The organism is Streptomyces changanensis (assembly GCF_024600715.1).
Lineage (GTDB): Bacteria > Actinomycetota > Actinomycetes > Streptomycetales > Streptomycetaceae > Streptomyces > Streptomyces changanensis.
The window spans coordinates 1,855,171-1,873,311 of the sequence record NZ_CP102332.1 but is presented as its reverse complement, the minus strand read 5'-3'; the positions used below and the strand labels follow the sequence as shown (position 1 = coordinate 1,873,311).

21 protein-coding genes and 1 tRNA gene are annotated in these 18,141 nt (G+C 72.4%); 17 read left to right on the top strand and 5 right to left on the bottom strand.

Annotation, left to right across the window (positions count from 1 at the left end; all coding sequences use genetic code 11):
• The first annotated feature begins 21 nt into the window (after positions 1-21).
• The 12 genes from NRO40_RS08270 to NRO40_RS08215 all read left to right on the top strand — a co-directional run bounded on the left by NRO40_RS08270 (position 22) and on the right by NRO40_RS08215 (position 11,017).
• The gene (locus NRO40_RS08270; RefSeq protein WP_058942362.1) at positions 22-240 is read left to right on the top strand and encodes a hypothetical protein; all 219 of its coding nucleotides are present in this window, start codon (positions 22-24) and stop codon (positions 238-240) included.
• On the top strand, positions 240-1,226 hold the full coding sequence (locus NRO40_RS08265) for a phage tail tube protein (protein ID WP_058942361.1): 987 nt from the start codon (positions 240-242) through the stop codon (positions 1,224-1,226). The genes NRO40_RS08270 and NRO40_RS08265 overlap by 1 nt, the downstream gene beginning before the upstream one ends.
• A gap of 9 nt (positions 1,227-1,235) precedes the next feature.
• On the top strand, positions 1,236-1,745 hold the full coding sequence (locus tag NRO40_RS08260; RefSeq protein ID WP_058942360.1) for a hypothetical protein: 510 nt from the start codon (positions 1,236-1,238) through the stop codon (positions 1,743-1,745).
• Positions 1,746-1,754: 9 nt separating this feature from the next.
• Positions 1,755-2,276, top strand: coding sequence for a hypothetical protein (locus NRO40_RS08255; RefSeq protein WP_058942359.1), 522 nt, complete (start codon positions 1,755-1,757; stop codon positions 2,274-2,276).
• Positions 2,277-2,385: 109 nt separating this feature from the next.
• A complete protein-coding gene (locus tag NRO40_RS08250; RefSeq protein WP_058942358.1) occupies positions 2,386-6,072 on the top strand; it encodes a cytochrome P450 family protein in 3,687 nt (1,228 codons plus the stop codon).
• Positions 6,072-7,940, top strand: a complete 1,869-nt coding sequence (locus NRO40_RS08245) for a LamG-like jellyroll fold domain-containing protein (RefSeq protein ID WP_058942357.1) — start codon at positions 6,072-6,074, stop codon at positions 7,938-7,940. Before NRO40_RS08250 ends, NRO40_RS08245 begins: the two co-directional genes overlap by 1 nt.
• Before the next feature lie 12 nt (positions 7,941-7,952).
• Positions 7,953-8,369, top strand: a complete 417-nt coding sequence (locus NRO40_RS08240; protein WP_058942356.1) for a hypothetical protein — start codon at positions 7,953-7,955, stop codon at positions 8,367-8,369.
• Between the two features lie 3 nt (positions 8,370-8,372).
• Positions 8,373-8,744, top strand: a complete 372-nt coding sequence (locus NRO40_RS08235) for a hypothetical protein (protein ID WP_058942355.1) — start codon at positions 8,373-8,375, stop codon at positions 8,742-8,744.
• Between the two features lie 63 nt (positions 8,745-8,807).
• The gene (locus NRO40_RS08230; RefSeq protein ID WP_058942354.1) at positions 8,808-9,548 is read left to right on the top strand and encodes a PIG-L deacetylase family protein; all 741 of its coding nucleotides are present in this window, start codon (positions 8,808-8,810) and stop codon (positions 9,546-9,548) included.
• Between the two features lie 12 nt (positions 9,549-9,560).
• Positions 9,561-10,415 carry a peptidoglycan recognition protein family protein gene (locus NRO40_RS08225; protein ID WP_232791073.1) on the top strand — a complete coding sequence of 285 codons (855 nt, stop codon included), beginning with the start codon at positions 9,561-9,563 and terminating at the stop codon, positions 10,413-10,415.
• Positions 10,416-10,427: 12 nt separating this feature from the next.
• Entirely contained in the window at positions 10,428-10,652 is a 225-nt protein-coding gene (locus tag NRO40_RS08220) for a hypothetical protein (RefSeq protein ID WP_058942353.1), read from the top strand.
• 17 nt (positions 10,653-10,669) lie between these two features.
• Positions 10,670-11,017 (top strand): hypothetical protein, encoded by a 348-nt coding sequence (locus NRO40_RS08215; protein WP_058942352.1) that lies wholly within the window; start codon positions 10,670-10,672, stop codon positions 11,015-11,017.
• A gap of 708 nt (positions 11,018-11,725) precedes the next feature.
• Here NRO40_RS08215 and NRO40_RS08210 read toward each other — a convergent pair.
• Both NRO40_RS08210 and NRO40_RS08205 read right to left on the bottom strand, forming a co-directional pair.
• Positions 11,726-11,923 (bottom strand): hypothetical protein, encoded by a 198-nt coding sequence (locus tag NRO40_RS08210; RefSeq protein ID WP_058942350.1) that lies wholly within the window; start codon positions 11,921-11,923, stop codon positions 11,726-11,728.
• A gap of 180 nt (positions 11,924-12,103) precedes the next feature.
• Positions 12,104-12,862, bottom strand: a complete 759-nt coding sequence (locus NRO40_RS08205; protein WP_058942349.1) for a GntR family transcriptional regulator — start codon at positions 12,860-12,862, stop codon at positions 12,104-12,106.
• Between the two features lie 107 nt (positions 12,863-12,969).
• Here NRO40_RS08205 and NRO40_RS08200 point away from each other — a divergent pair, with 107 nt between their 5' ends.
• A complete protein-coding gene (locus tag NRO40_RS08200; protein WP_058942348.1) occupies positions 12,970-13,209 on the top strand; it encodes a hypothetical protein in 240 nt (79 codons plus the stop codon).
• Complete coding sequence (locus NRO40_RS08195; protein ID WP_058942347.1) at positions 13,210-13,389, top strand: hypothetical protein; 180 nt, start codon at positions 13,210-13,212, stop codon at positions 13,387-13,389.
• Between the two features lie 214 nt (positions 13,390-13,603).
• On the opposite strand, the gene NRO40_RS08190 is transcribed toward NRO40_RS08195, so the two are convergent.
• On the bottom strand, positions 13,604-13,864 hold the full coding sequence (locus NRO40_RS08190; RefSeq protein WP_058942346.1) for a helix-turn-helix domain-containing protein: 261 nt from the start codon (positions 13,862-13,864) through the stop codon (positions 13,604-13,606).
• A gap of 418 nt (positions 13,865-14,282) precedes the next feature.
• Here NRO40_RS08190 and NRO40_RS08185 point away from each other — a divergent pair.
• From NRO40_RS08185 to NRO40_RS08175, 3 genes are all read left to right on the top strand, one after another.
• Positions 14,283-14,376, top strand: a tRNA-Val gene (locus NRO40_RS08185).
• Positions 14,377-14,842: 466 nt separating this feature from the next.
• Positions 14,843-15,163: a 4a-hydroxytetrahydrobiopterin dehydratase gene (locus NRO40_RS08180; RefSeq protein ID WP_232791072.1), complete on the top strand. Its 321-nt coding sequence runs from the start codon at positions 14,843-14,845 to the stop codon at positions 15,161-15,163.
• Between the two features lie 391 nt (positions 15,164-15,554).
• Positions 15,555-15,974 carry an RICIN domain-containing protein gene (locus NRO40_RS08175; RefSeq protein ID WP_058942344.1) on the top strand — a complete coding sequence of 140 codons (420 nt, stop codon included), beginning with the start codon at positions 15,555-15,557 and terminating at the stop codon, positions 15,972-15,974.
• A 181-nt stretch (positions 15,975-16,155) separates the two neighbouring features.
• On the opposite strand, the gene NRO40_RS08170 is transcribed toward NRO40_RS08175, so the two are convergent.
• On the bottom strand, positions 16,156-16,455 hold the full coding sequence (locus NRO40_RS08170; RefSeq protein ID WP_058942343.1) for a DUF2087 domain-containing protein: 300 nt from the start codon (positions 16,453-16,455) through the stop codon (positions 16,156-16,158).
• Between the two features lie 76 nt (positions 16,456-16,531).
• Positions 16,532-17,446 carry a peptidoglycan recognition protein family protein gene (locus tag NRO40_RS08165; RefSeq protein ID WP_232791071.1) on the bottom strand — a complete coding sequence of 305 codons (915 nt, stop codon included), beginning with the start codon at positions 17,444-17,446 and terminating at the stop codon, positions 16,532-16,534.
• Positions 17,447-18,141 lie beyond the last annotated feature (695 nt).

The following is an 18,141-nucleotide window of genomic DNA, read 5'->3' as shown; positions in this document are numbered from 1 at the left end:
CACCTACGAAGGAGTTCAGCGATGGCGCGTGTGCGCTTCATCGGCCCGGAGCCGGTCACCGTGCCGGAGCTTGGGGGCCGCAGTGTTCAGCCGGACGAGGTCGTCGAGGTACCGGATCACCGGTACGACGGCTACGTCTGCCAGTCGTCCACCTGGGAGCCGGTGGACGAGCCGAGGGAGCCGGAGCCGCTGGTGCGGAAGGCCGTGGCGGCGCGGGCCGCGAAGGAGCGTGAGGTCTGATGGCGATCGGATCGGGCCTTGGTGCCCAGCTCGGCGTCGCGGCGGAGTCGACGTACGGCACGTTCGTGGCGCCCACGCAGTTCTTGGAGTTCACGAGCGAGTCCCTCGTCCTGTCCAAGACGACCGCCCAGTCCAGCGGCATCGCGGCGGGCCGGCTGCTGGCGCTGTCGTCGCGGCGGGTGGTGACGCAGCGGCAGGTGTCCGGGTCGCTGAACCTGGAGGTCACGAACCGCGGGATGGGGCTTCTGCTCCAGGCCCTGATGGGCACGACGGTGACACCGGTCCAGCAGGAGGCAACGACGGCATACCTCCAGACTCACACCCTCGCGGACACGGCGGGCAAGAGCCTGTCGATCCAGAAGGGCGTGCCGCTGACCACCGGGGTCGTCACGGACAAGTCGCTGGTCGGCTGCAAGGTGACCAGCGCCGAGTTCTCGTGCGAGGGCGGCGGGATGCTCACGTCGTCCTTCGAGTTCGACGGGCGGGACTGCAGCGAGGCGCAGACGCTGGCGACCGCGTCGTACCCGTCCATGTCCCCCTTCCACTTCGGGCAGATGGCGCTGAAGACCGGCGCGTACGGCGCGGAGACGGCGCTCGACGGGGTCCGCAAGGTCACGGTGAAGATCGAGCGCCCGCAAGCGGTCGACAGGTTCTACGCGAACCAGTCCGCCCTCAAGGCGGAGCCCATCTCGAACGACCTGGTGAAGATCACCGGGTCGCTGGAGATGGACTACGTCGCCACGACGATCGACGACCTGCACACCAGCGACGGGGCGACCAGCCTCGTCTGGGAGTTCGTCGGCCCGGTCATCGAGGGCGCCCACGCCGAGACGTTCCGGATCGCCCTCCCCGCGATCAAGGTGGACGACGCTCCCCCGCAGGTCGAGGGGTTCGAGGTCGTGCGGCCCACGTTCAATTTCACCGGCCTGTATGACGGGACGAACCTCCCGGCTATCACGTACATGTCCACCGACAGCAGCCTGTGAGGTGACCCCGTGGCGCAGTCCGTCCGTATCACCGGGACCGGGCAGCTCCTGGAGCTGTCCCGGCGTCTGAGGGCCGCGGGCGGGCCGCGCCTCCGGGCGAACATGACCCGTCGCATTCGACGGGCCGCCGAACCGCTGCGCGCGGACCTCCAGCAGACCATCCGGACGCTGCCGATCCAGGCGCCGCCGCGGCGGGCCGGGAGCCGGGGCGGGTCCTCCCCGACGTCGCGTCCGCTGCGGGCGACGATCGCGGACGCCATCCGGATCTCCGTCCGGACCGGTGGGAACCCGGGCGCGCGGGTGTGGGTCGACAAGGGCGCGCTGCCGCCCGACCTGCGGAACATGCCCACCGTCATCAACTCGGGCCGGATCCGGCACCCGGTGTTCGGCAACCGGCGGCGGTGGGTGACGCAGACCGCGTCGCCGCTGTGGTGGGACCGGACGGTCCGCACGCACATGCCCCGCATGACCGCCGAAGTCGCCCGCATCGTCGACGACGTCCGCAACCAGATCACCTAGGAGCCCACGTTGATCATCGTGTACACGCCGGAGAGCGGCGAGCCGGAGCACTACGACGTCCGGTCGCTGCGGGTGTCGGAGGCGTCCATCGCGTCCCGGACCGCCGACATGAAGTGGGGCGAGTTGCGGGCGGGGCTGGAGAACGAGGATCTGGAGGCGATGCGCTCCATCGTCTGGGTCATCAAGAAGCGCAGCACGCCGAGTCTGCGGTACGGGGAGTTCGACCCGGGCGTGGAGGAGATGGTCGTCCGCCTCGACCGGGACGAGGTCACCCGGTGGGTGGAGACGTCCGCGCAGATCGCGGCGGCGGAGCCGGACCTCACGGCGGAGACGCTCGCCCAGATCCTCAACCACATCCCCCCGACGGCGCTCGACCGTGAGCACGCCGACGAGCAGGTGGCCCGAGCCGTCGCCGAGTTCGAGGAGGGCCGCCCAAAAGGGGCGGTGGCCGAGTCGAGCCCGGACGAGAGCCTGACCCCGACCTCGTCCGAGTCCGAGCCGAGTACCTCGGGCTCTTCGCCCACGTCCTGAGCATGCCGCCCGACGTCGTAGACCGGCAACTGGTCGACGACTTCGAGGCGCTCGTCCTGTGGCTCGACCACTACCAGGCCCAGCAACAGGCAGCCGGAGGTGACTGACCATGGCGGACTCCCGGCTGAACTTCCTGCTGACCGGCCGCGACCAGCTGTCGCGGGTCCTGAACAGTGCGGGCGACGCCGCGCAGCGGCTCCAGCGGCGCCTGGCCGACGCCCAGTCGGGCGGCTCGGACTCCCTGAACCGCCTTTCGCGCGACGCCGATGGGCGCCTGCGCGACATGCAGGGCCGGTTCACCCGGGCCGAGGGTGCCATCTCCCGCAGCATGGAGGCGGTGCAGGGCGCGCTGATGTCGCTGGCGCCGGCGGCGATCCCTGCGGCGGCCGGGGTGGTCGGCGCGCTGGCGCCGGTGGTGGCGCAGACCGCGGCGGCGGGTGCGGCGGCTGCGGCTTACGCGGTGGCGCTGGGCCCGCAGGTCGCCGCGATGGGCGAGGCCGCCGAGGCGCAGCAGGCGTACCGGGACGCGGTCGCCGAGTCGGGCGCCACGTCGGCGGAGGCTGTCGAGGCGCAGGTCGCGTACACCCGGCAGCTCGCCAAGATGCCGCCTGCGACGCAGAAGGCGTCCGTCGCGCTGTCGCAGTTCAAGGACGAGTACAAGGCGTGGTCGGACGCGTCGGCCGAGGACACTGTCACCCCGATCACCAAGGGGTTCGCGGTCCTCGGGGCCGCGCTGCCGAAGCTCACGCCGGCCGTGCGCGGTGTGGGCGCTGAGCTGGACCGCGTGGTCACCCTGGCCGGCGGGGCGGTCAGCACGCCGGGGTTCGACCGGATGATGAACCGGTTCGGCGAGTTCTCCACCGGGACGATTCGGCGGGCGAACGACGCGCTGGTCACGTTCATGATGCGTCTGGAGTCGGGCGAGTACGACAACGGGTCGCTGGCCCAGTTCATGGACTACGCCCGCGCGCAGGGCCCCACGGTGGGGGCTGCGCTGCGCGGCGTCGTCGAGGCGCTGGGGAATCTCCTTCAGGCCGGCAGCGAGGTCGGCGTCGGACTGCTCCAGGTCGTCAACGTCCTCGCGTCGATCGTGTCCGCCGTGCCTCCGGGGGCTATCGCGGTGATCCTCCAGATCGCCATCGCCATCAAGGCGGTCAAGCTGGCGGCGGCCGGGCTGGCGGCGGTCCGCGGCGCGCTCGGGGGCGTGGCCGCGGCGACGCTGGCGATGCAGGGCGCCGCAGCCGGGGCGACCGGCGGGATGGCCGCGTTCACGGCGGCGATGGCCACCATGTCCCGGGGCGCGAAGCTCGCGGTGGCGGGGACGGGTATCGGGCTGCTGCTGATCCTGATGAGCGAGCTGTCGCAGATGGGGCAGCGGACCCCGGCGGACATCGACAAGATGACCGTCAGCCTGGCGGAGTTCGCCGACTCCGGCCGGCTTACGGGCGAGGCGGCCCGCGTGCTGGGCCGCGACTTCGCAGCGTTCGACGAGGCGCTGCGGGGGCTGGCCCGTCCGGACCAGTGGGACCAGTTCCGTCAGGGCCTCAACGAGATCGTCGGCATGGACAGCGCGCCCGTCCGCGAGTGGAAGGGCACGCTGGAGGACGTCGACAAGGCGCTCGCCAACATGGTCTCCAGCGGCCACGGCCAGACGGCCGCGGCGACGTTCGACCTGCTGGCGGCGCGGGCCCGGTCGCAGGGCCTGACGACGGGCGAGCTGAAGGGGCAGCTGGACGGGTACACGACCGCGCTGAAGGCGCAGGCGTTCGAGCAGCAGATCGCCGCTCAGTCGATGGGCCTGTTCGGGCAGCAGGCGCAGACGGTGAAGGCACAGTTGGACGCGCAGAAGGCCAGCGCGGACGGTTTGCGGCAGTCCCTGCACGCCCTGAACGACACTTACCTCCAGGCGCGCGGCGACGTGCGCGCGATGGAGGCCGCCATCGACGCGGCGTCCGAGGCGGTCAAGCGCAACGGGCGCACCCTGAGCGAGAACACCGAGGCCGGCCGTGAGAACAACGCGGCGCTGGACGCGATCGTCTCCACCACGATGCGTGCCGCGGAGTCGGCACGGGCCAACGGCGCGAGCTGGTCGACCGTCAACGGGATCTACGAGCGTGGCCGGGCGGCGCTGCTGAAGACCGGCGCGCAGATGGAGACCACCAAGGGTCACGCGGCCGCGCTCGCGGCGCAGATCCTGCGGACCCCGAACAAGACCGCCCTGCTCAAGGGCGATATGAGTGATCTCCAGGCCAAGCTCACGCACGCGAAGAACCAGCTGGCCCGTGTCCCGGACAGCAGGCGGGCGGAGATCCGGGCCCGGATCGGGCAGCTCCAGGCGGCCATCGCGCAGGCCCGCGGGTACATCGTCGGCATCGACGGGATGACGGCGCACACGTACATCTACACCAACCACATCGTCACCAAGTCGACCGGCGAGGCCCGGAAGCGACGGGGCCGGACACCTGGAGGGCTGGCCACAGGTGGCATCGTCCGCGGGCCGGGCACGGGCACGTCGGACAGCGTCCCCATGATGCTGAGCAACGGCGAGTACGTGATCCGGGCCGCCGCGGTGAACCGCCTCGGCGTCAGCACGCTCGACGCACTCAACCAGGGACGGAACGCTCTGGGATTCGGCGCGGGCCTCACCGGGGCGGGCGTGGACGCCGGGCGCGGCCTGGCTGCGGGGCTGGCCGGGTCCTCGGCGGGCGTGTTCTCGTCGGCCCGGCACATGGCGGCCGCGGTCGAGGCTGGCGTGCGGGCGGAGCTACAGATCGCGTCCCCGTCGAAGAAGATGCAGGCCCTCGCGCGGGAGATCGGCAACGGCCTGATCGTCGGCATGACCGGGTCGCGGGAGAAGATCGCAGCCATGGCCAAGCGGCTCAGCGCGGCGATCACTGCCGCGTGGGCCGGGTCGCGGTCGAAGGTCGATGACCGGCTGCTGGCCATGGTCGCCAAGAACACCACGCGCCTTCAGACCCTGTCCGACCAGCGGATCGCCATCGTCAAGAAGATCGCCGAGGCGAAGGAGTACGCCAACCGGCTCGCCGACTCGGCGCGCGCCGGGGCGGGGCTTCAGCAGCTCGGCATGGACGAGGGGGAGGTGAGCGCGGAGGGCATCCGCGTGGGGCTCATCGCGAAGCTCGACCGGATCCAGAAGTTCGCCAAGCGCGTGGCCGAGTTGGGCCGCCGCGGCCTGCACAAGGGACTGCTGCGGCAGATCCTCGACATGGGCCCGGAGGCAGGGTACGAGTACGCCACCGCGCTCGCCTCGGCGGACGCCGCGACGTGGTCGCAGATCCAGGTGGCGCAGTCGCAGATCGACAAGGCGGCCAGCGGAATGGCGCTCACGGGCGCCGACGCGATGTACGACGCGGGGCGGCAGGCCGGGCGGGGGTTCCTCACCGGGCTGGCCGCGCAGCAGAAGGACATCGAGAACCTGATGCTGAGCATCGCGAAGGGGATGCAGGCCGCCATCAAGAAGGCGCTCGGCATTCGCTCGCCGTCGCGGGTGATGGCGGAGCTGGGCCGGTACTCCACGGAGGGTCTCGCCCTCGGCATGCGGGAGCAGATCCCGGTGCTGGACCGGGCGGTCGCGCAGGTGGCCGGGCGGGTGTCGGCGACGCAGCCGGTCCTCGGCCGGCCGGCGGTCGCCGCGGGTGGCGGCGCGCGGGAGATCCGTGCGGAGATCCACATCCATGGGGCGATGGACCCGGTCGCGGTCGGCCGGGAGGTGCAGCGGGTCCTGCTGACGCTGAAGCGCACGCAGGGGGTGCACATCGATTTGGGGGTGGCGTGATGACGCATCTGGTGGTGGAGGTGGGGTGGGGGTCGACGGTCTCCACCCCGGAGGGCAGCATCACCTGGACGGACATCACCAGCTACGTGGACGTGGCCGAGTCCGGCGTGTCGATCACGCGCGGCTCGTCGGACGAGGTCGCCGACATCCAGCCCAGCACCTGCACGCTCCTGCTGAACAACCAAGACGGGAGGTTCAGCCCCGGGCTGGCGTCCAGCCCGTACTACCCGTACGTGCGGAAGGGCACCCCCATCCGGGTGCGGGTCCTCACCGGCGGGATCGTCCTGCACACGCGGTTCTACGGCACGGTCAACGAGTGGCCCACCAGGTGGCGCGGCCTGTACGCGCGGGCGTACATCACCTGCACGGACATCCTGCGCACCCTCGGTCGACAGCCGGAGCTGCGCTCGTGTCTCGGCGAGGAGATCCTGCTCCTCAACCCGTCGGTGTACTACCCGCTGACGGAGCCGTCCGGGTCGGTGTCCGCGGGCGACCTGTCCGGCACCGGGGCGGGGGCGCTGGCGGTGCAGCAGGTGAGCACCGGCGGCACGGTGGCGTTCGGGGCGACGGAGGGCCCGGCGGCCACAGGGGAATCGATGGTGCAGCTGACCCCGGTCGGCACCAGCCAGGGAAAATTTCTCCAGGCGAACCTGGGCCCGGACTACGAGGCGCGATCGACGAACCGCTACAACCACATGGAGGCGTGGTTCCAGACATCGACTGCGGGCCGCGTCCTCTTCGCGCTGTCCTCGACGGACGGGCAGAACATCATCGTGTTCGCCCTGTCCGGGACCGGCACCCTCCAGGTCGAATCGACGAGCACGGGCGCGGCGCTTGCCACCGCCGCGGTCACCACCGGCAATCTCGCGGACGGCGCCTGGCACCACCTGGTCTACGACGAGCACGACAAGAAGATCTACGTGGACGGGGCGGTGGCGACATCCGGCACCGTGTCGACCATGTGGCGGCTGCGCACCCTGCGCGTGGGCGGCTACGCCGGCACGCGCCTGTGGTCGGGCAGCATCGCCCACCTCGCCCTGTACACGGTCGGCGCGGGTACCTACGGCACGACCCTGTCGCCGCACTACACCGCGGGCATGACCGCGTTCGCGGGTGAGGCGGCGGATCTGCGGATCAAGCGGCTCGCCCGGTACGCCGACCTGGCGTCGGTCACGGTGGAGGGTGTCACGCACGACTCCATGGCCGGGCAGGGCCCGGCTGGGGCAACGGCGCTTGCGCGGATGAAGGAGGTCGAGCAGACCGAGTCGGGACGGCTCTTCGCGGCGCGTGACACGTTCGGGCTCGTCTACCAGTCGCGTGACGTCCGGTACAACCCGGCGCCGTCCAGCGAGGCGTTCACCGTGGCGTACGCGGACACCGAGACGCCGGACGTGGAGATCCGCGACGACGACCAGAAGATGGTCAACACCGTCATCGCGTCCCGTCCGGGCGGGGCGACGCAGCGCGTCCTCAACGCGGCCTCCCGCGCGGCCTACGGGGTGTACCAGCAGGATCTGACCCTGCTGAAAACCTCGGACGGCAGCGTCATCGACGCGGCGCAGTGGCTCGTGTCCCGGTACGCCGACCCGCCGCCGGAGCTGCGCGAGGTGCCCATCGAGGCGTACACCCTGCCGAACTACACGGCCATCCTCAGTGCGGACATCTCCGACACCTTCTCGGTGACCGGCATGCCGGACCAGAGCTACGCGGCGACGATGCGGGTCACCGTCGAGGGCTACACCGAGATCATCCGGCACAACAGCCACCGCATCCAGTTCCACGTCAGCCGCAGCGACACCGACTCGGTATGGGTCCTCGGTGACGCCACATACAGCGTGCTCGGCTCGACGACCCGCCTCGCCTACTGACAGGAGCAGCCGATGCCGATCCTCAGGGCTGAGGAGTTCTACGCCCCCGCCCACCCGCTGGCGCCGGACGCCTGGGCGTCCCGGCCGCCGGCGGAGCGGGTGTTCGCGTGGGTGGAGATGCGGCTGTCCCGCCGCGTCGTCCCGCCGGAGGGCGTCATCCTCGGCGTCCGCGGTTACGCGCGGATCAACCACGGCCGCTGGATCGCCGACTGTCTGTCCTGCGGCTCGGCGCAGGTCGTCTCTCCTGACGACCCGCGTATCGCGTGCACGGAGTGCGGCTACGGCTGGGTGCCCCTCGTCTTCCCGGACGAGGTGGCCGTGGTCGAGGAGTCCCTCGCCGAGGCCTTGCCGGTGGAGCAGAACTGGTGGCACCCGGACGACCCCACGGCCCCGCCCCCGCCTGCCGAGCCTGAGCCCGAGGAGGCGTAGCCCATGGCGAATCTCGCTACCCCGCGGACGTGGGTGGTCGGTGAGACCGTGTCCGCCGCGATGATGAACGCGGAGATCCGCGACCAGATGAACGTGCTGATCGGCCGGGAGACGAAGACCGGGCATATCACGGTCAGCTTCACCGGCGTCGACTCGTACACCGCCCCGGCAGTGACCTTCTCCGGGGCCGCGTTCTCGACGACACCGATCGTGACGGTCACCATCCCGACCACCTCGGGCGCAACGTCCCGCTGGCAGGCCCGCGGAGCGAACCCCACCACGACCGGGTTCACCCCATTCTTCCAGTCCGGTGCTGCGGGCGCCACGGCCACCTGGTCGAACGTCACCTGCGGATGGACTGCGATCGTCTCCTGACCCGCCCCCACCTCTCCGCCCCGTACCGTCCGGCCGGGGCGTTTCTCATGCCCTGGAGGCTCTGTGTCCGACCCCGTACCGCTGACCGCGACGGGCCGCCCGATGATCGTGTACACCCCGCACCAGGACGACGAGACGTTGTGGGGCGGGATCGTCATCGCGCACCATGTCCTTGCCGGCAGGCAGGTGCACCTGGTGCTCGGCTCGGACGGGGCGACGTCCCGGATGCGCCACGCGCTGAACGGTGAGGCGGACAACGGGTGGTGGCTGTCGTACCACTACCCGGAGCGGGAGGGCATACCGGCGCCCCTGTCCGAGCAGCAGTTCGCCGAGGCGCGCGACCGGGAGCTGCTCCAGGCGGCGCGGCAGCTCGGCGTACCCCGGGACCGGGTCCACCTGCGGGTCGCGGAGCGCGGCCCGGCCCTGACGGTCGCCGACGCCGAGCGGCTGATCCTCGCCTACGAGGCGCAGTACCCGGGCGCCGGGCACTGGACGACGCACTGGACGGACCCGGACGCCACCCACGCAGCGCTGGGGACCGCCCTGCGGAACCTGCGCCTCGCCGGACATGTCACTGACGCCCGGTGGCTGGTGCGCCGCTCGCAGATCACCACGGTCGCCGGGGCGGTGCGGTACGACGCCGGGACCTATACGGCGACCGCGACGGACATGGCCCGGGCGGCGGCCCGCTGCTACGCCGCATGGTGCCCGCCCGAGAGCTACGCGATCGGCGCGCACTCGGTGCCGGCGGACGTCCAGGCGGTCATCGACGGCCACCCGAACTACATCGTGAAGAACCCCTGATCGGAGGCCCGCATGGCTTGGTACCCGGGCGCGTCCCGGATGGAGTTGCAGCCGGAGTCGGACGCGCAGCCGGCGATCCGGCCGACGCAGTTCATCCTGCACAGCATCGCCGCGCCGTGGACGGCTCGGCGGACGTATGAGTTCTGGCGGGACAGTTCCAGCTTGGAGAGTCATTTCGGGCTGGGTTTCGAGGGTGACCTCGCGCAGTACATCGGCACCGAGACCCGCGCCGACGCGAACTACCAGGCCAACCGGCGGCCGGACGGCACCGGGGCGGTGTCCATCGAGACGGCGTCGAACCTCAAGCACACCGACCCGTGGACGGATCGGCAGATGGAGCAGCTGGTCCGGCTCGGTGTGTGGCTGCACCAGCGGCACGGGATCCCGCTCAGGGTCTGCCGGACCGCGGCTGACCCCGGGTTCGGCTACCACTCCCTGCACGCGGCGTGGTCGGTGGGCGGCACCGCCTGCCCCGGCGCCGCGCGCATCCGGCAGTTCCGCACGGAGCTGTTCCCCGAGATCGAGCGCCGCGCCGGCGCGACCCCCGCCGAGGAGGACGACATGACCCCTGAGCAGGCCCGCATGCTCGCCGAGCTGCACCGGGACCGGAAGGTCGCGCCGTGGCAGTACGCCGGGCAGCTGGAGCGCGGTGACGCGTGGCAGGTGCTGCGGGACGCCGCGACCGGGGCCGCCGCGGCGGTCGCCGGGGTGCAGGAGCTGAAGGCCCGCATCGCCGAGGTCGGCGCGCCGGCGCTGACGGACGCCCACGTCGCGGCGCTGGCCGACAAGGTGGCCAGTTCGCCGTCCCTCGCCAATCGAATCGCCGAGCTGGTCGCGGAGAAGCTCGCCGCGCGCCTCGCCGAGTAGAAGGAGACCATCATGGCTGCACCCATCGAGAAGAAGGTCACCGCCGCCACCGCCGGGGCGTACGTCGCCAGCACCGGCCTGCTGGCCGCGCTGACCGCCGTCCAGGACAACCCCGGCCTGGTGGGCTGGCTGCCGGACGCCCTGGAGCCGTTCGTCCTCGCGCTCGTCCCGGCCACGCTCACGTTCGTCGGCGGCTGGGCGGCGCGCCACACCCCGCGCGGGCACACCACCCAGTAGCAACGGAGGAGCCCCGCATGCCCGACGAGCCGAGCGTGGGCGAGCTCGGGCGGACCGTGGAGGCCCTGCGCCACGAGATACAGGCCCTGGGCCAAGGCATCAACTCGCGACTCGACCGGGTGGTGTCGACCGAGGTCTACAGCCTCCAGTCTGCGTACACCGACCAGCGCATCACCGCACTGTCCCAGGAGCTACAGAAGGCCAGGGACGCGCATGACGCGCTGGATGCCGGCTTCGAGCAATACCAGCGAGACGAGCGCGACCGTCGCGAGCGGGAGCGGCAAGCCAGGCTCTACCAGCTGATCGTTCCAATGCTGCTGGCTTTGATGTCCACGGCAGTCGCGATATGGGCGGTGGTGTCATGACCGGGTCTCGGGCCAGGCGGCGCGCGCTGCGGCTGCCGAGGGCGGAGTGGCTCGCAGGCGTCACCGCGCTGGCCGCCGTGGCCTTCCTGGTCTGGCTGGCTGTGCAGGTGGTCACCCTCAGCCACGAGCTGCGGGCCGCGAATGGGGCGCGGGACGCCCTCGCGCGTCAGGTGCAGGATCTCGGCGGGACGCCGGTGGCCGGCGCGCCTGGGTCCCGCGGGGACATCGGCCCGTCGGGGCCGCCGGGCCCTCGCGGTGATCCGGGGCCAACCGGGCCTGCGGGCCAGGCCGGGCGTCCGGGACCGACCGGGGCGCCGGGGCCGTCGGGCGACCGGGGGCCGGTGGGCGCCGCCGGCACGGATGGGATCGGCCTGCCTGGCGCGCCCGGAGCCGAGGGCCGGCCGGGGCCGGCCGGCCCCCAGGGTGAGCCGGGGCCGCAGGGCGAGCCTGGCCCCGCTGGCCCTCGTGGTGAGCCGGGGCCGTCGGGGCCGGCGGGCGAGGACGGGCAGACCTGTCCCGACGGCTACTCTCTCCAGCCGCCCGGAGGTGACCCTGATGCCCTGATCTGCCGCCGCGACGGGGCACCGCCACCCGACGACTCCGGCAGCACCCCGCCGGTGGTGTTGACCGAGCGCCGCCGCACGTGAACGAAGCCCCCTTTCCTCCCCATACCGGGGAGGAAAGGGGGCGGCTTCGTCGTGTCCGGGTTCAGTCGGCGTCCGGGCCGGGCCAGTCCGGGTCTTCCTCGGCGGTCGGCAGCGTGCTGCTGCCCTCCGCCCAGTGGTTCACCCAGTTGCACACCCCGCACGCGTACCGGCCGTTCAGCCCGGCCACCTGCGTTCCGCAGCGGCGGCACGGCGTCGTCGTGATCTCGGGTGTCGGCAGCACGGGCCCGCTACTCGTCATGTGTCGAGCGTAGCCCGGCGGGCGGCGGTGCTGTGGATTGCCATCCGCACAGCTGGCTGCACACCCAGCCCGAGCCCTGCTGTAACGCGGCCGCCCCGCATCGCTGACAGGTCATAGTGCCCCCTCCCTCTCGGCCGGGGTGATGGCTACCCACCGGGCCCGCGCCCGATGCCGAGCCGGTCAGTCGTGCCGTATGCCGATCTCGTAGGCGATCTCCCACCGCACGTCGGCGACGGTGATGTCCGCAGTCTCGACGGGCCGCCCGTCGATGTCGTAGTACGTCCGCTCGATGTGCGTCACCAGGTCACCGACGCTGATGCCCAGTAGCATCGCCACGTCGTGTGTCGCGCGGGCCGGGCGCGGCACCTCGACCGCGGTCTCGATGATGACGCCGATGGACCGCATGCGCTCGACGACGCCGGCCCCGGCGTGCGGGCCCATCTCGGGCAGGACGATCGGCGTGCCGTCCGTGATGGCCATCGGCTCCCAGGACTCGGAGAGCTGGACGGGCTGCCCGTCGGCGAGGAACTCGTACCGGGTGTGCACGCAGGGGTCGCCGGGCTGGATGGCGAGCCGGTCGGCGATGTGGTCGGGCGCCGGGACGCGGGCGGTGCTGTGCGACTCCCACGTGCCGGCGCGGCCCTGCTCGCGCATGTCGGCGCGGAACGGGCTGCCGCCGCGGCGTTCGCGGTGTCGGGAGCGGACCATGCGGAGGCGCTCGCGCGGCCGGCGGACGTAGGTGCCGGATCCGGCGCGGCCTTCGAGGAGGCCCTCGATGATGAGGCGCTCCATGGCGCGCTGGGCGACGTTCACGCCGACGCCGTACTCGGCGGCGAGCCGGGCGCGGGACGGGAGCTTGTCACCTACGGACCATTCGCCGCTGGTGATGCGGGCGCGCAGGGCGTCGGCCACCTGGAGGTAGGTCGTTTCGCGTGGCATATGCGCAGCTCCGGGGGTCGTTCGCCGACATTGACAAGCTAATGCATCAGGTCGAAGCTGAATACTCAGCATCACGAGCTGTAACCTGGCGCACACAGGGGAGAGCTGTGCCCACCACCGAGACGCAGACGGCCGCCATCGTCGGCATGCTCACCGCCGCCACCGGCACCGAGCCCACCGTCGACCGCACACCGGACTGCATCCGCATCGAGGCACCCCTCCCGGACGACCTCGGCGCCGCCCAGCGGCAGGCCGTCCTCTTGGCCCTCGCCGAGTGCGACAGGTACGGCCACATCCGCACCGCCGACGGCGCCACCGTGTGGGCCGAGCTGGACAAGGAGGAGTGAATGGACCGCGACGAAGGCCAGTCCTCGTACTGCCGGGAGGGCGGGCACGAGTTCTGCCACCCGCAGGACGTGTACGTGCAGCTGCCCGGACGGCCGCGGTACGGCCCGGTGCTCACCCTCACGTGCACCTGCTGCTGCCACCGGGGCGAGCCCGGCCGAGTGCGGGGCGAGGGCTGGTGACCGGGCCTGAGCCGCGGATCTGCGCGCACTGCCACCGGATCATCGACGGGCCTGCGGACGTGTTCGTCCCGGACGCTCCGACCGGTGTCCAGCCGGCGCTGCATTTCCACCCGGGCTGCTACTCCCGGGACAGCTGGTGGGCGCCCGCGCGGGCCCGGTACCGGCGCTGAGACCGCCCCGGCCGGAGCCTCCCCCCGCGGGCCCCGGCCGGGGCTCACCCGGCCTGCGGATCTTCAACGGTGACGAGGTCGCTCACGTCGACACCGAGGGCGTGAGCGAGCAGGACGAGGTCGAGGTACCGGGGGTCTCGGGTGCCGGACTCCCACCTCATGATGCTGCGCCGGTCGACGTAGGCGGCTGCGGCGAGGGTGTCCTGCGACATGCCGGAGGCGCGGCGGAGGGCGGCGATCCGGCGGCCCAGTAGAGCGCGGCGGGCGAGGGCCCATTCGGGGTAGGGGTGGCGTCGGGTTGGCACTCGATTGACGCTGTGGCCGTGTCGATCATGTGTCAGTACCCAAACGGTCACATAATGAGGGGAGTGGGCCGGTGGCTACAGAGAGGGTCTGGCATATGCCAGACAGTTGCCTGTACTGTCCACAGGTCGAACGGATGTTCACTCGAAGGGGTGAGCCCCGGGGTGCCGGCGCTGAGCGCGGGCATGCGGGCAGCCCCACCATCAGACGTGCCGGGGGTCGGAGCGGCTAGCCCCCCTCGCTGGCCCCGGCACAGGCGCCCCCAGGGTTCAACCCTGGGGGCGCTACATTGCCCGTGACCTGCACTTACAGGAGGGTCCAGCGGGAGCGAAGTGGGAGTCAGTCCCGCGCAGCGGGCGGTCCTGGGTAAGCGTGAATCGACCTGAAGAGGCGTGAGCGGTTAGCCTGCATCGCAGGTCAGGGCACACTCACGCGTCTTACCTGCAACCCTCCAAGTCGAGAGGCTGCTCTTACAAAGCAGATGTCGGCGGTTCGAAACCGTCCGCGCCCACCACCACGAAGGCCCCCGGCCGATGACGGCCGGGGGCCTTCGTCATGCCGGTCGGCATGGCGAAGCGGCCGCTCGGCGGCCCGAGGACGACCGACGGGGACCGCTCGTCTCGTGCCGGGGCGACGCTCCGATCAGTACGGACCCAGACGGCGGTCGGGCGCCCGGGGGGCCGACCGGCAGGCCGTCGGGTCGTTCGACTCCTTGGAGGTGGACGGTGTCTGGATCGACCGGCAGCGTCCTGCTCGGCAGGCTCCGCGCGGTCTGGCCCTCTCGTCCCGGGGGGTATCGAGGAGCCTTCCCCGGGGGTGGGCGGGGTGGTCGGTCTGTGCCGTGGGGGTGGGCCCTCGGTGAGGAGCCGGGTGGGTGGGCAGGCTGCCGCGGCCCGTGGTCGAGCCGCACGCGGGGGTGCAGTCGTGGCACGATGCCTGGTATGCGGGGGTCAGGGGGCATACGTGGGAGGGGAGTTGGCGTGGGGGATGTGCCGGTGCCGTTGACGGGCGCCGAGGTCGACGCCGCGCTGCGGGAGGTGCCGGGGTGGCGGCGGGTGGGCCACGAGATCAGCCGGTCGTACGCCGTTCGGTACCACGGCGGTGTGGCGATGATCGTGCACGTGGCGGACGTCGAGCGGGCGGTCGGGCACCACGCCGACATCGACCTGCGGTGGGGGCGCGTCCGGTTCGGGATCACCACCCACGACGCCGGGCACCGGCTCACCGCGGCCGACTTCGACCTCGCCGCGCGGATCGACGCGGTCGCCCGGGCTCACGGCGCGGAACCCCTGGACGTCTGAGCCCGGGGCGGGGAGTGACGAGGGGCCCTCGCGGGACGCGGGACGCGGGTCGTGGGACGCCGGTCTTGGTCGTCGTCGCGGTTGCGGGGGTATGGGCGGGCGCTGATAGTGGGAAGGCGGCCGCGCCCTCATACGCGGCTCCTCGGCGGGCCGTTCGTGCGGCGCCGGGGTGTGGACCCGGCTGCCGGACGGTCGGCCACAGCGACAGGAGTCCTGGGCGAGGAGCCACTTCGCCGATCGGCGGAGCCGGGGCGGCGGTGCCGCTTCGCCACTCCACCGCTCCACATCCGCCGTAGGGCGGTACCGCCGGTGTCGCCGTCCCCACGGACGGGAACGACGGCCGCGTCAGCGCCCTGTCGGCACCCCAGCAGGATCCGAGAGGAGCACTCTCATGCGCATGTACACCCGGGCCCGCCGCCTCCTGACCGTTCCCATGGGTCTCGCGGTCGCGGGCGTCCTCGTCCTCCCCGCCCCCGTGGTCGCGCAGCCGGCCCCGGACAGCGCCGCACGGCTCGCGGGGAGCGGCGCCGTCCAGATGATCGACGTGCAGACGCGCAAGTGCGCCACCGTCGCCGGCGGCACGTCGACCGAGAACAACGTCCAGCTCGTGCAGTTCACCTGCGACACCCACCCCTCCCGACGCTGGCGCGTCGTCAACTGGAACGGCAGCTCCTACCAGGTCGTGAACGCGGGCACCCGCAAGTGCGCCACCGTCGCCGGCGGCACGTCGACCGACAACAACGTCCGGCTGGTGCAGTTCAGTTGTGACGACCACCCTTCCCGCCGCTGGACCCTCCGCATCGCGGGCTGACCCCCGGGTCCCCGCCGGGCACACCACGGACCCCCGGCCGTACGACACCGACGGCCGGGGGTCCGGCACTGGTCCGCTTCCGTGGCCCCGCGCACGTGGCAGGAGCCGCGCGGGGCGAAGGCGTGGCGCCCGGAGCCGCCGCCCGTCCGGAGCGGTACGGCCCCGACGTACGCGCGTGGGCTCAGGCCGTCGGCGGGAGGGCGGTGGCCGCCGCGCGGTGGTACGTGCGGCCGTCGCGCGTGCGGGACAGGTGACCCGCGACGACGAGGTAGCGGCGGAGCGCCGAGCAGTCGTCGTGGACCGTGCGCAGCGCCTCGTTCACCTCCGGCTCGCTGTACGGGCGGCCCTCCTCGAAGAGGGTTTCGGTGAGGTGGGCGAGCAGTTGTTCGCGGCGGGCCGGCCGGCGGGGGATGGCGGTGAGGCGGCCCGATCCGTCGAAGAGGGCGGACACGCTGAGCGACGAGGTCGTATGCGCGGACATGGCCGCAGCCTCGCGGCGGGTGCGCCCGCCCCGCAACGGGTTTACCGGCCCGCGGCGGCCGCGGACCGCCGCGGGTTCACAGCTTCCAGAACGGCCCCGACACCGCGCGGTGCAGCAGCCGTACGGGGCGGCTGTCGCGGGTCCTCGCGCGGACCATGAAGCGCAGGTGGCGGCCGGCCCCGACGTCCGCCGTGCACGCGAACTGGTGCCCGCCCGGACCGTATCCGCGGACCGGCAGGTGCAAGGAGCGGTCGCCGCCGTTCTTGTCGGTCGTGTAGAAGCAGCCCTCCACGACCGTGTCGGGCGCCGTGGCGTCGTCGAGGACGAGGTGCACGACGGTGTGCTGCCGGACCGGGCCGACGAGCAGGACGGCGGTGCGGAAGGAGAGCCCGGTCCAGTTCCCGGACGTGAGCTCCATGTCGGTGGCGTTCGACTCGTGCAGCATCTCCGGCACGGGATCCTCCTCGGGCGGTAAGGGTGAAGGCGACTGGCCGTTGGCGCGGTTGACGATCCCGGGGAAGACGACCTTGCGGAACTGGTTCACGCGGGCGTCGCCCGGGCAGGACGTCCCGCCCGACGACCACGCGGAGTGCAGCCGGTGGTAGCCGTAGCCGGGGTCGCTGTGGGAGCGGCAGATCCGCAGGGGCACGCCGTGCCGCTGGTGCAGCCACACCCCGAGCCGGATCAGCTGTTCGATCTGCCGGTCCGTCCACGGGTCGGTGTGCTTCAGGTTCGACGCCGTCTCGATGGAGACCGCGCCCGTGCCGTCCGGGCGGCGGTTCGCGGCGTAGTTGGAGTCGGCGCGGGTCTCGGTGCCGATGTACTGGGCCAGATCGCCCTCGTAGCCGAGCCCGAAGTGCGACTCGAGGTTCGTCGAGTCGCGCCAGTACTCGTACATGCGGCGGGCCGTCCACGGGGCCGCGACGCTGTGGAGGATGAACTGGGTCGGCCGGATGGCGGGTTGTCCGTCCGACTCGGGCTGTAGTTCCATACGCGTAGCCCCTGGATACCAGGCCATCCGTTCCTCCTTGGGGCGTGCGGTGGTGCTCGTGGCGGGGGGCGGGGCCCTTGCAGCGGGCGCCTGACTGTGAGTTGCCCTGCATGGGCGGTCGTCACGCGGCCCGGCGAGGAATTGCCACGGAGGAGTACGGCGCGGGGGGAACGACTGTTCACCGGTGGGCGGCGCGGCTGATCACCGGTGCGGGGTACGGGCATTCACCCGATGGCGGGCGCGGCGGATCACCGGTGCGTGGCGCGGCCCCCGGCCGGGGGGTGGTTCGGCGTCCGGCCGGGGGTGGTGCGGCGGCCCGGCCCCGGTGGTGCGACGGGCCCGCCGGGGTGGTGCGACGGGCCCGCCGAGGTGGCGCGGCGGTACTCCGGGGCGAGGGGCGGGCCGTGGTTCAGCGGGACCAGCGCGGTCTCGTGCGCGTACCCGCACCCGCACCCGCCCAGCACGGTCGGCGCCCCGCGGGGACATGCCGCAGGGCGCACGGTGGCCCGCGGGCTTTCGGCGGCCCGCCGGGCGCGCCGGGAGGGTGCCCGGCGGTCGTGACGGACGGATCCCGTGGCACGCACCGCACCGCACAGCCCAGCGCGCACGCGCGCGGCCGGCGGGACGCGGACGGGGAGAACCGCCGAGCGGGGCCTTCTCCTCGGTGGTGTGTCAGGGCCTGCGGTACGGCGACG

What these genes read in the sequence shown, in the direction of transcription:
- NRO40_RS08270 (WP_058942362.1), top strand. Translation starts at nt 22, where the DNA reads ATGGCGCGTGTGCGCTTCATCGGCCCGGAGCCGGTCACCGTGCCGGAG.
- NRO40_RS08265 (WP_058942361.1), top strand. Translation starts at nt 240, where the DNA reads ATGGCGATCGGATCGGGCCTTGGTGCCCAGCTCGGCGTCGCGGCGGAG.
- NRO40_RS08250 (WP_058942358.1), top strand. Translation starts at nt 2,386, where the DNA reads ATGGCGGACTCCCGGCTGAACTTCCTGCTGACCGGCCGCGACCAGCTG.
- NRO40_RS08245 (WP_058942357.1), top strand. Translation starts at nt 6,072, where the DNA reads ATGACGCATCTGGTGGTGGAGGTGGGGTGGGGGTCGACGGTCTCCACC.
- NRO40_RS08240 (WP_058942356.1), top strand. Translation starts at nt 7,953, where the DNA reads ATGCCGATCCTCAGGGCTGAGGAGTTCTACGCCCCCGCCCACCCGCTG.
- NRO40_RS08235 (WP_058942355.1), top strand. Translation starts at nt 8,373, where the DNA reads ATGGCGAATCTCGCTACCCCGCGGACGTGGGTGGTCGGTGAGACCGTG.
- NRO40_RS08225 (WP_232791073.1), top strand. Translation starts at nt 9,561, where the DNA reads ATGGCTTGGTACCCGGGCGCGTCCCGGATGGAGTTGCAGCCGGAGTCG.
- NRO40_RS08220 (WP_058942353.1), top strand. Translation starts at nt 10,428, where the DNA reads ATGGCTGCACCCATCGAGAAGAAGGTCACCGCCGCCACCGCCGGGGCG.
- NRO40_RS08215 (WP_058942352.1), top strand. Translation starts at nt 10,670, where the DNA reads ATGCCCGACGAGCCGAGCGTGGGCGAGCTCGGGCGGACCGTGGAGGCC.
- NRO40_RS08210 (WP_058942350.1), bottom strand. Translation starts at nt 11,923, where the DNA reads ATGACGAGTAGCGGGCCCGTGCTGCCGACACCCGAGATCACGACGACG.
- NRO40_RS08205 (WP_058942349.1), bottom strand. Translation starts at nt 12,862, where the DNA reads ATGCCACGCGAAACGACCTACCTCCAGGTGGCCGACGCCCTGCGCGCC.
- NRO40_RS08195 (WP_058942347.1), top strand. Translation starts at nt 13,210, where the DNA reads ATGGACCGCGACGAAGGCCAGTCCTCGTACTGCCGGGAGGGCGGGCAC.
- NRO40_RS08175 (WP_058942344.1), top strand. Translation starts at nt 15,555, where the DNA reads ATGCGCATGTACACCCGGGCCCGCCGCCTCCTGACCGTTCCCATGGGT.
- NRO40_RS08170 (WP_058942343.1), bottom strand. Translation starts at nt 16,455, where the DNA reads ATGTCCGCGCATACGACCTCGTCGCTCAGCGTGTCCGCCCTCTTCGAC.
- NRO40_RS08165 (WP_232791071.1), bottom strand. Translation starts at nt 17,446, where the DNA reads ATGGAACTACAGCCCGAGTCGGACGGACAACCCGCCATCCGGCCGACC.